We start from the raw sequence: 12343 nt of genomic DNA, 5'->3' as shown, positions 1-12343 counted from the left end.
TTCACGACGTGACCTCCAGGGCCTCTTCCAGGGTGAACGCCTTGGCGTAGAGCGCCTTGCCCACGATGGCGCCCTCGACGCCGAGCGGGACGAGCCCCGCGATGGCGCGCAGGTCGTCCAGGGAGGAGACACCGCCGGAGGCCACGACCGGGCGGTCGGTGGCGGCGCAGACGTTCTTCAGCAGCTCCAGGTTGGGGCCCTGGAGGGTGCCGTCCTTGGCGATGTCGGTGACGACGTAGCGGGCGCAGCCCTCCTTGTCGAGGCGCTCCAGCGTCTCGTAGAGGTCGCCGCCGTCGCGGGTCCAGCCGCGGCCGCGCAGCGTAGTGCCGCGCACGTCGAGGCCGACGGCGATCCTGTCGCCGTGCTCGGCGATGACCCGGGCGACCCACTCGGGGGTCTCCAGGGCGGCGGTGCCGAGGTTGACGCGGGTGCAGCCGGTGGCGAGGGCGGCGGCGAGGGTGTCGTCGTCGCGGATGCCGCCGGACAGCTCGACCTTGATGTCCATCGCCCCGGTGACCTCGGAGATCAGGGCCCGGTTGTCGCCGGTGCCGAACGCGGCGTCCAGATCGACCAGGTGCAGCCACTCGGCGCCCGCGCGCTGCCAGGCGAGGGCGGCCTCCAGCGGGGAGCCGTACGACGTTTCCGTCCCGGACTCGCCGTGCACGAGGCGGACGGCCTGGCCGTCGCGGACGTCGACGGCGGGGAGGAGTTCGAGCTTGGCCATGTCTCTACAGGGTTCCGATCCAGTTGGTGAGGAGCTGGGCACCGGCGTCGCCGGACTTCTCGGGGTGGAACTGGGTGGCCCACAGGGCGCCGTTCTCGACCGCGGCCACGAAGGGCTTGCCGTGGGTGGCCCAGGTGACCAGCGGGGCGCGCATCGCGGGGTTCGCCGTCTGAAGGGTCCAGTCGTGGACGGCGTAGGAGTGCACGAAGTAGAAGCGGGCGTCCGCCTCGAGGCCGGCGAAGAGCTCGGAGCCCTCCGGGACGTCCACGGTGTTCCAGCCCATGTGGGGGACGATCTCGGCCTGGAGCGGCTCGACCGAGCCGGGCCACTCGTCGAGGCCCTCGGTCTCCACGCCGTGCTCGATGCCCCGCGCGAAGAGGATCTGCATGCCGACGCAGATGCCCATCACGGGGCGGCCGCCGGACAGCCGGCGGTCGACGATCCAGTCGCCGCGCGCCTCCCGCAGCCCCTTCATGCAGGCGGCGAAGGCGCCGACGCCGGGCACCAGCAGCCCGTCGGCGTTCATCGCGCGGTCGAAGTCACGGGTGATCTCCACGTCGGCTCCCGCGCGGGCGAGGGCGCGCTCGGCGGAGCGGACGTTGCCGAAGCCGTAGTCGAAGACCACGACCTTCCTGGTGGTGCTCAAGGTCTACACCTCCAGCCGCAGAAGGCCCGTGACGAGACACATGGCGGCGCCGATGGAGAGCAGCACGATGAGGCTCGTGGGCATCTTCTGCTTGACGAACGAGATGATCCCGCCGACGAAGAACAGGCCGACGACGATCAGGACGGTGGACAGACCGTTCATGGCTTACAGCGCGCCCTTCGTGGAGGGCAGGATGCCCGCCGCGCGGGGGTCGCGCTCGGACGCGTAGCGCAGCGCGCGGGCGAGGGCCTTGAACTGGCACTCCACGATGTGGTGCGCGTTGCGCCCGTAGGGCACGTGCACGTGCAGGGCGATCTGCGCCTGGGCGACGAAGGACTCCAGGATGTGCCGGGTCATCGTCACGTCGTAGGAGCCGATCATGGGCGCCATGTTCTCGGGCTCGGTGTGCACGAGGTAGGGGCGGCCGGAGAGGTCGACGGTGACCTGGGCGAGGGACTCGTCCAGGGGGACCGTGCAGTTGCCGAAGCGGTAGATGCCCACCTTGTCGCCGAGCGCCTGCTTGAAGGCGGCGCCGAGCGCGAGGGCGGTGTCCTCGATGGTGTGGTGGGAGTCGATGTGCAGGTCGCCCTCGGTCTTCACGGTCAGGTCGAACAGACCGTGCCGGCCGAGCTGGTCGAGCATGTGGTCGTAGAAGCCGACCCCCGTGGAGATCTCGGTCCTGCCGGTGCCGTCGAGGTCGATCTCGACGAGGACGGTCGTTTCCTTGGTGGTGCGCTCCACACGCCCTGCGCGGGTCATGAACCTTGCTCCTTCTTCAACTCACGTACCGCGTCGAGGAACGCGTCGTTTTCGGCCGGGGTGCCCGCGGTGACCCGCAGCCATCCCGGTACGCCGTTGTCCCGGACCAGGACGCCCCGGTCGAGGATCCCGCGCCAGGCGGCGTGGGAGTCCGCGAACCGTCCGAACTGGACGAAGTTCGCGTCGGACTCGGTGACCTCGTAGCCGAGGGCGCGCAGTTCGGCGACCAGCCGGTCCCGCTCGGCCTTCAGCTGCTCGACGTACTTCAGCAGCGTGTCGGTGTGTTCGAGCGCCGCCAGCGCGGTCGCCTGGGTGACGGCCGACAGGTGGTACGGCAGCCGGACCAGCTGGACCGCGTCGACGACCGCCGGGTGGGCGGCGAGGTAGCCCAGGCGCAGGCCCGCCGCGCCGAACGCCTTCGACATGGTGCGGGAGATCACCAGGTGCGGGCGGCCGTCGAGCAGCGGCAGCAGCGAGTCGCCGTGGCTGAACTCGACGTACGCCTCGTCGACCACGACCATCGACGGCTTGGCGGCCTGGGCCGCCTCGTACAGCTCGAGGACCGTCTCCGCGGGGACCGCGTTGCCGGTGGGGTTGTTGGGGGTGGTGATGAAGACGACGTCGGGCCGGTGCTCGGCGATCGCCTTCCGCGCGGCGGCGAGGTCGATGGTGAAGTCCTCGTTGCGCGGCCCGGAGATCCAGCCGGTGCCGGTGCCCCGGGCGATCAGGCCGTGCATCGAGTACGAGGGTTCGAAGCCGATGGCGGTGCGTCCCGGTCCGCCGAAGGTCTGCAGCAGCTGCTGGATGACCTCGTTGGAGCCGTTGGCCGCCCACACGTCGGCGAGGCCCACCGGGTGGCCGGAGGTCTTCGTCAGGTACTCGGCGAGCCGGGTGCGCAGCTCGACCGCGTCCCGGTCGGGGTAGCGGTTGAGGTGCCGGGCCGCCTCCCGGACCCGCTCGGCGATCCGCTCGACCAGCGGTTCGGGCAGCGGGTAGGGGTTCTCGTTGGTGTTCAGCCGTACGGGGACGTCCAGCTGGGGCGCGCCGTAGGGGGACTTGCCGCGCAGCTCGTCCCGTACGGGGAGATCGTCGATTGCGAAGCTCACTTGTTCTCAGGCACCTTCCAGCCACGCGCCATTTGTTCGTCTCCGGCAAACCTTGCCTTGATGGCCGCGCCGTGCGCGGGCAGGTCCTCCGCCTCCGCCAGCGTCACCACGTGGTGCGCGACCTCGGCCAGCGCGTCCTCGGTGTAGTCGACGATGTGGATGCCGCGCAGGAAGGACTGGACGGACAGGCCGGAGGAGTGGCATGCGCAGCCACCGGTGGGCAGGACGTGGTTGGACCCGGCGGCGTAGTCGCCGAGCGAGACGGGTGCCCAGGGGCCGATGAAGATCGCGCCCGCGTTGCGCACCCGGTCGGCCAGGGCGGCCGCGTCGGCCGTCTGGATCTCCAGGTGCTCGGCGCCGTAGGCGTCGACGACGCGCAGGCCCTCGTCGAGGCCGTCGACCAGGACGACGGCGGACTGCTTGCCGCCGAGGGCGGGCACGATCCGCTCGTCGGCGTGCTTGCTGGCCTTGACCTGCGGCTCCAGCTCCTTCTCGACCGCGTCCGCGAGGTCGGTGGAGTCGGTGACCAGGACGGCGGCGGCCAGCGGGTCGTGCTCGGCCTGGCTGATCAGGTCGGAGGCCACGTGCACCGGGTCGGCGGTGGAGTCCGCGAGGATCGCGATCTCGGTGGGGCCGGCCTCGGCGTCGATGCCGATCATGCCGGTGAAGTAGCGCTTGGCGGCGGCGACCCAGATGTTGCCGGGGCCGGTGACCATGTTCGCCGCCGGGCAGGACTCCGTGCCGTACGCGAACATCGCGACGGCGGTGGCGCCGCCCGCCGCGTACACCTCGTCGACGCCGAGCAGGGCGCAGGCGGCGAGGATGGTCGGGTGCGGCAGGCCGCCGAACTCGGCCTGGGCCGGGGAGGCGAGCGCGAGGGACGGGACGCCGGCCTCCTGGGCGGGCACCACGTTCATGATCACGGAGGAGGGGTAGACGGCCCGGCCGCCCGGCGCGTACAGACCCACGCGGTCGACCGGGACCCACTTCTCGGTGACCGTGCCGCCGGGCACGACCTGGGTGGTGTGGGTGGTGCGGCGCTGCGCGCGGTGGACCAGCCGGGCCCGGCGGACGGACTCCTCCAGGGCGGCGCGCACGGCCGGGTCCAGTTCCTCCAGGGCGCGCGCGAGCGCGGCGGCGGGCACCCGGACCTGGTCCAGCTTCACGCCGTCGAAGCGCTCGGCGAAGTCGATCAGCGCCGCGTCGCCCCGATGATGCACGTCCTCGCAGATGGGCCGCACCTTCTCCAGGGCGGCCGCGACGTCGAAGTCGGCTCGGGGCAGCAGGTCGCGCAGGGCGGGGCCCTCGGGGAGGGCGTCGCCGCGCAGATCGATTCGGGAGATCACATGCCCAATTCTCTCAGACCCGCGCGGTGGGCCGTCCGCACGGTCCATTGGCTGATACGAGCCCGTCGTGGTGACGGTCCGCGCACATTTTCGAGATCCCTTTCACTTTCCGTGTTCAACAGGTCACCGCACCGGGCATCACCGGTTGTACGAAGGGACGAACCGACGGGTATGTGAGGAGGAGGGGAGCTCCGTGACCCAGGGGGTGGGACCGGGCGGCGGAGAGCCGCCGGAGGACCTGACCGCCGCGGAGGCCGGCATGTGGCAGGCCTTCCGCAACGGCAGCGTGTACGACCTGAGCAGCGGCGACACCGTCGTCGACGACCCGCACGGAGGGCATCCGTGGGGACCGGAGCGCACGGTCCGGGCGCGCGTGATGTGCTGGCTGCTGCTGGACGGTCCGCCCGCGCTGGCCGGGCGGGTCTCGTCGTTGAAGCTGGTCGGGGTGCGGATCAGCGGCGTGCTGGACCTCGCGGGCGGCACGGTGGTGCCGTACGTGGAGCTGCGCGGCTGCCGCTTCGAGCGGGACGTGCTGCTGCCGGAGGCCCGCTTCACGACCATGCGGATGGTCGACTGCTCGATACCGCGGCTGGAGGCGGCCCGGCTGCACACCGAGGGCGATCTGCATCTGCCGCGCTGCCGGTTCCTGGGCGGCATACGGCTCACGGACGCCAGGATCGGCACGGATCTGCTGCTCAACCAGGCGGTCGTGCACCGGGACCGCAGCGGCCGCTCGATAGCGGCGGACGGGATGACCGTGGGCCAGGACCTCCAGGCGGAGATGCTGGAGTCGCACGGCGAGCTGAGCCTGCGCAGTGCGACGATCGGCGTCTCGCTGAGCCTGCGCGGGGCGCGGCTGGGCGACCGGCGCTCCCGGTTCGCGCTGAACGCGCCGCAGCTGACCGTCGAGCGCTCGCTGTATCTGACCCCGGCGGGGGTGGGCGCCCAGGCGCGCAGCGGGATGACACCGGCGCGCGGGACGCGGATCCAGCGGTTCGAGTGCGAGGGCGGGGTGCGGCTGGACGACGGGCGGTTCGGGGACGCGGTGGACTTCGAGGGGGCCCGGTTCACCTTCACCGACGAGCAGGAGCTGTCGCTGCGCCGGGTGCAGACGCCGGAGCTGCGGTTCCTCGGGGAGCGGCCGGCGCGCGGCCGGGTGGTGCTGTCGGGGGCGAGGGTGGTGAACCTGATGGACCGGGCGGACAGCTGGCCGGGCCCCGGCCGGCTGCACATGGGCGGCTTCACCTACGAGAACCTGGTGCCGCGCGGCCCGTTCCCGCTGGCGCTGCGGCTGCGCTGGGTGGACGCGGCGAGCGCCGAGTACAACCCGGAGCCGTACGAGCGGCTGGCCGCCGTGCTGCGGGAGGGCGGGGAGGACGAGGACGCCCGGGAGGTGCTGCTCGCCAAGCAGCGCCGCCGCCGCCAGAGCCTGCCGTTCGGGGCCAAGCTGTGGGGCTACGCGCAGGACTGGGCGGTGGCCTACGGATACCGTCCGGGCCGGGCCGCGCTGTGGATGGCGGTGCTGTGGGCGGCCGGTTCGCTGGCCTTCGCCCGCGCGGACCACCCGCCTCTGAAGAGCGACGAGCACCCGGCGTGGAACCCGGCGCTGTTCGCGCTGGATCTGCTGCTGCCGGTGATCGACCTGGGCCAGGTGGGCTTCTGGCAGCTGCGCGGCGGCTGGCAGTGGCTGTCGGCCGCGTTCATCCTGCTGGGCTGGATCCTGGCGACGACGGTGGCGGCGGGCGCAACGCGCACGCTGCGGCGCACCTGACCCCGACCGTGGGGCCCGTGGGGCCGGTGAGGCCCGAGAGGCCGTGTGCAACGTGAGGGGCCTTCTGCTTTTTACCGGGCCTTGACCGAACCCCGTACAACCTTCCACGAGTTCCGCGTGCCCTCTGGCGCCGCTGTGACCTGCGGACTTTCAATGGTCGGCACCATGGCTCTGCTGCACGCGTTCACCCGTACGTCCCGGGTGCGAGGCAAGTCGACGGGCACCGCCTCCCCCGTCCCCGCCGTGTTGCCCGGCGACGACGAGGTGCTCCTCGACGCACCCGACGACGTGCTGGGCCCGGCGCTGGTCGGGGCGGCGGCCGGGGACCACACGCCCGCCGCCGAGCTGCTCGCCGCCTCCCGGCGCAGGAGGGCCTGGGAGCACCGGGAGGGGTATGTGCGGCACCTGGCCCTGTTCGCGCGCTCGCGTCCGGAGTGGCTGGAGACCTGGCGCACCCTCGCCCCGCGCGACCCCGACGTCCTGCTGGTGGACGCCCAGCGGGCCGTGGACCGCGCCTGGGACTCGCCGGCGCGGGCCGAGCTGCTGCGCGAGGTGAGCCCGCTGATCACGGCCGCCGCGCGGGCGGACAGCCAGGATCCGGTGCCGTGGCGGCTGGCCCTGGACCACGCGCGTGGCGCGCGGGCCGGACACACCTACTTCGAGGAGCTGTGGGAGGCGGCGGTCCGGCGCGCCCCGCACCACCACGGCTGCCATGTGGCGGCCCTGCGCTATCTGGCGTCCTCCTGGCACGGTTCGCACCGGGAGTGCTTCGACTTCGCGGACCGGGCCGCGCAGGACGCGCCGGAGGGTTCGCTCACGCAGGCGCTGCCGCTGCGGGCGGCGTTCGGCTATCTGACGGACGGCTGCGGTCCCGAGGTGCCGAGGGAACGGCTCGACGCGGCGGCCGACCGCGCCGCCGGCCTGTCCGCCCGGCTGCCGGCCGGCCAGCCCTGGCCGGCCGAGCTGCGCAACCTGCTGACCTATGTCCTGATGCGGCTGGAACGCTGGCAGGACGCCCTGGAACAGCTCCGTCTGACCGGGCCCTACGCCACGTCCTTCCCCTGGGACCGGGGCGCGGACGACCCGCTGGGGCGGTTCCTGGAGGTTCGTCAGACCGTGCGCGCCGCGGTCGCGTCCGGCTCCTCCGCCGGCGGATCCGACGGCCTCGCCGCGGCCTCCGGCCGTCCGAAGGGTGGGCGGGGCGGACGACTCCGCTTCGGCGACCATTAGGCTTTTGGGTCGTGACCACCGTCCGGCTCCCGCTCTTCCCCCTGAACACGGTGCTGTTCCCGGGGCTCGTGCTCCCGCTCAACGTCTTCGAGGAGCGTTACCGCGCCATGATGCGCGAGCTGCTGAAGACCCCCGAGGACGAGCCACGCCGGTTCGCCGTCGTGGCGATCCGCGACGGCCACGAAGTGGCTCCGAGCTCCCCCGGGCTGCCCGATCCGACCGCCGTGCCCGACCGGGGCCCCACGGCGGGCTTCGGCTCCGATCCGCTGCGCGCCTTCCACAAGGTGGGCTGTGTGGCCGACGCGGCGACCGTACGGGAGCGGGCCGACGGCACCTTCGAGGTACTGGCGACCGGGACGACCCGGGTGCGGCTGCTGTCGGTCGACGCCTCGGGGCCGTTCCTGACGGCCGAGCTGGAGCCGGTGGAGGAGGATCCCGGCGAGGAGCCGGGGGCGCTGGCGGAGGGGGTGCTGCGGGCGTTCCGCCAGTACCAGAAGCGGCTGGCGGGGGCGCGGGAGCGCTCGCTGGCGACCGGTGCGGAGCTGCCCGACGAGCCGGGCGTGGTCTCGTACCTCGTCGCCGCGGCCATGATGCTGGACACGCCGACGCGGCAGCGTCTGCTCCAGGCGCCGGACACCGCCTCCCGGCTCCGGGACGAGCTGAAACTCCTTCGCACGGAGACGGCCATCATCCGTAATCTGCCGTCGTTGCCGGCGTCGGAGCTGACGCGCGGCCCGATGAGTCTCAACTGACGTACGACTGTGCGAGGTGCCGTCCGCGATGGCGAAGAAGTCCAGGAAGCAGCAGTCCGGGGGGACCCCGGCGACGGTGGCGCTCACCGCGGCGGGGGTGCCGTTCACGGTGCACTCCTACGACCACGACCCCTCCCACCCCTCGTACGGCGAGGAGGCGGCCGAGGCGATGGGGGTCTCGCCGGACCGCGTGTTCAAGACACTGGTGGCGGACGTCGACGGGACGCTGACGGTGGCGGTGGTGCCGGTGGCGGGCCAACTGGACCTGAAGGCGCTCGCGTCGGCGGCCGGCGGCAAGCGGGCGGCGATGGCCGACCCGGCGCTGGCGGAACGCACGACGGGCTATGTCCGCGGCGGCATCTCACCGCTCGGCCAGCGCAAGAAGCTGCCGACGGTCGTGGACGAGTCGGCCGTCCTGCACGAAACGATCTGTGTCTCGGCCGGCCGCCGCGGCCTGGAGGTCGAACTCACCCCGGCCGACCTGACCAGCCTGACAGCAGCGACCCTGGCCCCGATCGGCCGCGTTTGACGATCCGCGGGCAGTCGTGCCTCCCCCAGTGCCTCGAGGGCCGGGGAGGTCCCCCCCCCCCGGGGCGATGGGGTCCCCCCGCTCAGCCCCGACGCCGGGCACCGGCGCTACCTACGCCTCCCGCGGAGCGAACGGTTCCGGGTCCCGGGGACCGAACAGCGCCGTCAGCCCCAGATGCAGCACCAGCCCCGCGAACGGCCACGCCAACAACGCCCCCTTCGCACTCAGCTTCAGCGGCGCGTCGAACGTCACCCCCTCACCCACGCTCTTCGCCCGCGCGATCACATCCTCCGCGGGCCCGAGCCACACCCCCAGCCGCCACGCCAGCACCGACCCCAGCAGCCCTCCCACCGCCAGCGCCACCACCAGCGGCACACCCCCGCGCCGCCGCACCAGGAACACCACCAGCGCGCTCACCGCACCGAACGCCAGGGCGAGCAGCGTGAACGTCCCGTCCACCCCGACGGCCTGCTCACCCTCGGAGTCCCTGAGATAGACCGCCCAGTTGTCGCCGGTCACATTGCCCACCAGCGGCACACGCGGCGCCAGCCACGACCACAGCACCCCCAGCAGCACCCCGCCGAGCGCCACCGCCACCGCGATCACGGCGGCCTCCCGCAGTTCCTGCTTCATTCCGGGACCGTCCTCCTCGTGCCACCACCCATGCCGGGGATACCCGGGATACGGGGCCTGCCGGGCCGGATCGGGAGCGGAGGCGGACCCGCCGGAGGGCGGCTCCCACGCGTCCTGCGCGGAATGCTCGTGCGGGGGCGGCGGTGGTGTCAGAGGAGCGCTCACCCTGCCATCGTGCCAGGCCCGGCTGTGCGGCGCGTCACCGGACGGCTGCCCTGCGGTACGCCCACGTCGCCACGCCCAGTGAGATGACGCCGACCACGCCGCAGACGGCGAGGTCACCGAGGACATGGGCCCAGTCGGGACGCGGTCCGAAGGTCCGCGCGAAGGCCTCGACGCCGTACGTCGACGGCAGCAGGTCGCGGGCGAGGCGCACCGCCTCCGGCATCCGCTCCGGCGGCAGCACGCCCAGCAGCAAGGCCGCCGACATGCCGAGCTGGCCCAGCAGCGTGGCCAGCTCCGGCCGGGGCGCGAGCAGACCGAGCGCCGCGCCGAGCCCGGCGAGCGCCGCGCCCGCGAGCGGGATCACCGCGATCAGGATCCACAGGTGCGCCAGCGGCAGCCCGAACAGCGCGCAGCCGAAGACGGCGGTCACCACGGTCCCCGGCACGGTGAACGACGCGTACGCGCCCGCCGCGCCCAGCACCACGGCCGCCGGCGGCACGGGCAGGGTCGCGTAGTGGTCGAGCCCGCCGCTGGCCCGCAGCTGGCCGAAGTACTGGGCGAGGAGGTTCAGCGCGACGAACGCGACGACCAGCACCGCCGAGCCGGCGACCACGGCCTGCGCCTCGCCGCCGCCGTCCACGACCCCGCGCATGAGGATCATGATGCCGATGGACTGGAACGTCGCCACGAACAGCAGCGGGATCCGCGCGACCCGGGCCCGGGACAGCTGCGCCCGGTACACGGCGGCCAGCGACGGCCACAGCCGTGCCCGGGGGCCCAGCTCGGCCGCCACCGGGGCGCCCTCCCCCGCGGCCAGGGCGCCGCCCGGCAGGGCGTCGGCGGGTACGACACTCACGTCGTGCTGCTCTCCTTCGGTCGGAGGTCCGCCCGGATCCGCTCCGGAGGTCGCCCTGTTCCGTACGGATGACACGGCCCGTGCGCTCACGCCTTCACCAGCCCCTGCCGTGCGGCGCCGCCCAGCGCCAGGTAGACGTCCTCCAGGCTGGGCGTGGCCAGGGTGAAGTCGTCCAGGGCGGCGAACGCGGCCCCGCCGGTGACGGTGGCGACGATCGCGCGGGCCTCCTCGGGCGCCAGCCGCAGGGTCCAGCGGCGGCCGGACTCGGCGGCCCGGTCGCGCAGCGCGGCGACCTCGGGCACATGCAGCGGCGCGGCCTCGCGCCACACCAGTTCCACCCGGACCTCGCCGGCGACCTGCTCCTTGAGACCGGCCGGGGTGTCGCAGGCGATGACCCGTCCGCGGTCGAGGACCGCGACCCGGTCGAGGACGGTCTCGGCCTCGATGACGTTGTGGGTGACCAGCAGGACCGTCGAGCCGTGCTCGGCGCGGCGCCGGTCGACGGCGGACCACACCGCGCGCCGGGCCACCGGGTCCATGCCGGTGGTGGGCTCGTCGAGCACCAGCAGCGGGCGCCGTCCCACCAGCGCGGCGGCGAAGCAGGCGAGCCTGCGCTGGCCCCCGGAGAGCTTGCGCAGCGGGCGTGAGGCGAGCGGGGCGAGCCCCAGCTCGTCGAGGACGTCGTCGCGCTCGGCCCGCGCCCGGCGCACGTCGAGCCCGCGCAGCCGGCCGGTGGTCTCGGCGGCGAGGGACACGGTCAGCTCGTCCAGGGCGCTGGACTCCTGGCCGAGGTAGGCGAGGATGCGGGCGGCCCGCTCGGGGTGGCGCACGATGTCGTGGCCGAGGATGTCCACGCTGCCGCTGTCGGGTCGCATCAGGCCGGTCAGCTGGCGTACGAGGGTGGACTTGCCGGCGCCGTTCGGCCCGAGCAGTCCGAAGATCTCACCGCGCCGGATGTCGAGGGTCACGTCGTCGGTGGCCCGGACCTCGGGCGTCGCGGGAACCCCGCGCCGGCCGCGCGCCGCCGGGTAGGTCTTGGTCAGCCCGCGCACGGCACACACGACGTCACCGCCGTGCCGGAATGCCTGTACCGCGCGCGTGCTCATAAGGGACGAGCGTACGTTGTCGCCCCCGTCCGCCCGCCCTCGGGTCACCCTTCCGTCCCAGTGGCGTGACGCACTCCGCGCGATTTGGCTGTACTGCAAAGTCAAGAAGCGTGAGGACGTCGACGTCGTCGTCAACACCCACATCCACTACGACCACGTCGGCTGGAACACCGAGTGGCGCGACGGGCAGTGGGTGCCCGCCTTCCCCAACGTCACCTACCTGGTCCCCCGCGCGGACCACCGGTACTTCGACCCGGCGAACCCCGGCCGCACCCGGCCCCCGCGCGACGACCACGAACGCGTCCGCTGGGAGGGCAGCAGGCTGGTGTTCGAGGACAGCATCGCCCCCGTCGAGCGCGCCGGGCAGCTGGTGCTCTGGGAGGACAGCCACCGCATCGACGGCAACCTGCTGCTGGAGGCGGCACCCGGTCACACCCCCGGCTCGTCCGTCCTCACCCTGCGCTCGGGCACCGACCGCGCCGTCTTCGTCGGCGACATGCTGCACAGCCCCGTGCAGGTCCTCGTGCCGGAGTGGAGCAGCTGTTTCTGCGACGACCTCCGGCTCGCCGCGAGGACCCGCCGCGCCCACCTGGCCCGGGCCGCGGAGCAGCGCGAACTGGTCGTCCCGGCGCACTGGCCGGGACACGGGGCCGCCGAGGTCCGGCGGGAGGGCGACGGCTTCGCCATCGGAACGTGGGCCGGTTTCCCGCGCCCCTGAGG

The 12343-nt window shown here is 73.3% G+C and carries 13 protein-coding genes and 1 pseudogene; 5 read left to right on the top strand and 9 right to left on the bottom strand.

Translation table 11 applies throughout. From position 1 onward, the window contains the following. Window position 1 precedes the first annotated feature (1 nt). The 6 genes from priA to hisD are packed head-to-tail and all read right to left on the bottom strand — an operon-like array spanning window position 2 to window position 4581. Window positions 2-724 carry a bifunctional 1-(5-phosphoribosyl)-5-((5-phosphoribosylamino)methylideneamino)imidazole-4-carboxamide isomerase/phosphoribosylanthranilate isomerase PriA gene (gene priA, locus AC5L3C_RS28500; protein ID WP_493651753.1) on the bottom strand — a complete coding sequence of 241 codons (723 nt, stop codon included), beginning with the start codon at window positions 722-724 and terminating at the stop codon, window positions 2-4. Window positions 725-728: 4 nt separating this feature from the next. Further along, window positions 729-1370, bottom strand: a complete 642-nt coding sequence (hisH, locus tag AC5L3C_RS28495; protein ID WP_493651751.1) for an imidazole glycerol phosphate synthase subunit HisH — start codon at window positions 1368-1370, stop codon at window positions 729-731. A 3-nt stretch (window positions 1371-1373) separates the two neighbouring features. After that, window positions 1374-1532 (bottom strand): hypothetical protein, encoded by a 159-nt coding sequence (locus tag AC5L3C_RS28490; RefSeq protein WP_164555741.1) that lies wholly within the window; start codon window positions 1530-1532, stop codon window positions 1374-1376. 3 nt (window positions 1533-1535) lie between these two features. Then, on the bottom strand, window positions 1536-2129 hold the full coding sequence (hisB, locus tag AC5L3C_RS28485; protein WP_125507152.1) for an imidazoleglycerol-phosphate dehydratase HisB: 594 nt from the start codon (window positions 2127-2129) through the stop codon (window positions 1536-1538). After that, the gene (locus AC5L3C_RS28480; protein ID WP_493651749.1) at window positions 2126-3235 is read right to left on the bottom strand and encodes a histidinol-phosphate transaminase; all 1110 of its coding nucleotides are present in this window, start codon (window positions 3233-3235) and stop codon (window positions 2126-2128) included. Before AC5L3C_RS28480 ends, hisB begins: the two co-directional genes overlap by 4 nt. Continuing rightward, a complete protein-coding gene (hisD, locus tag AC5L3C_RS28475; RefSeq protein ID WP_493651747.1) occupies window positions 3232-4581 on the bottom strand; it encodes a histidinol dehydrogenase in 1350 nt (449 codons plus the stop codon). Before hisD ends, AC5L3C_RS28480 begins: the two co-directional genes overlap by 4 nt. A gap of 193 nt (window positions 4582-4774) precedes the next feature. On the opposite strand from hisD, the gene AC5L3C_RS28470 reads away from it, so the two are divergent. The 4 genes from AC5L3C_RS28470 (at window position 4775) to ybaK (ending at window position 8863) form a co-directional block, all read left to right on the top strand. After that, the gene (locus tag AC5L3C_RS28470) at window positions 4775-6352 is read left to right on the top strand and encodes an oxidoreductase (protein ID WP_493651745.1); all 1578 of its coding nucleotides are present in this window, start codon (window positions 4775-4777) and stop codon (window positions 6350-6352) included. Window positions 6353-6505: 153 nt separating this feature from the next. Further along, window positions 6506-7582 carry a hypothetical protein gene (locus tag AC5L3C_RS28465; protein ID WP_493651743.1) on the top strand — a complete coding sequence of 359 codons (1077 nt, stop codon included), beginning with the start codon at window positions 6506-6508 and terminating at the stop codon, window positions 7580-7582. 11 nt (window positions 7583-7593) lie between these two features. Then, a complete protein-coding gene (locus AC5L3C_RS28460; protein ID WP_493651741.1) occupies window positions 7594-8334 on the top strand; it encodes an LON peptidase substrate-binding domain-containing protein in 741 nt (246 codons plus the stop codon). A 28-nt stretch (window positions 8335-8362) separates the two neighbouring features. Then, window positions 8363-8863, top strand: coding sequence for a Cys-tRNA(Pro) deacylase (gene ybaK, locus AC5L3C_RS28455; RefSeq protein ID WP_493651739.1), 501 nt, complete (start codon window positions 8363-8365; stop codon window positions 8861-8863). Between the two features lie 111 nt (window positions 8864-8974). On the opposite strand, the gene AC5L3C_RS28450 is transcribed toward ybaK, so the two are convergent. From AC5L3C_RS28450 to AC5L3C_RS28440, 3 genes are all read right to left on the bottom strand, one after another. Continuing rightward, window positions 8975-9661 (bottom strand): AAA family ATPase, encoded by a 687-nt coding sequence (locus tag AC5L3C_RS28450; RefSeq protein WP_493651737.1) that lies wholly within the window; start codon window positions 9659-9661, stop codon window positions 8975-8977. 34 nt (window positions 9662-9695) lie between these two features. Next, on the bottom strand, window positions 9696-10517 hold the full coding sequence (locus AC5L3C_RS28445; protein ID WP_493651735.1) for an ABC transporter permease: 822 nt from the start codon (window positions 10515-10517) through the stop codon (window positions 9696-9698). Between the two features lie 86 nt (window positions 10518-10603). Further along, entirely contained in the window at window positions 10604-11578 is a 975-nt protein-coding gene (locus AC5L3C_RS28440; protein ID WP_493654069.1) for an ABC transporter ATP-binding protein, read from the bottom strand. 157 nt (window positions 11579-11735) lie between these two features. Between AC5L3C_RS28440 and AC5L3C_RS28435 the strand changes: the two are divergent. Continuing rightward, window positions 11736-12341 (top strand): annotated as a pseudogene (locus tag AC5L3C_RS28435) (MBL fold metallo-hydrolase); the annotation flags it as partial. Between the last annotated feature and the right edge of the window lie 2 nt (window positions 12342-12343).

This window comes from Streptomyces speibonae (genome assembly GCF_984686075.1).
The sequence above is the reverse complement of the archived record's forward strand: the minus strand, read 5'-3'. Positions and strand labels throughout refer to the sequence as shown.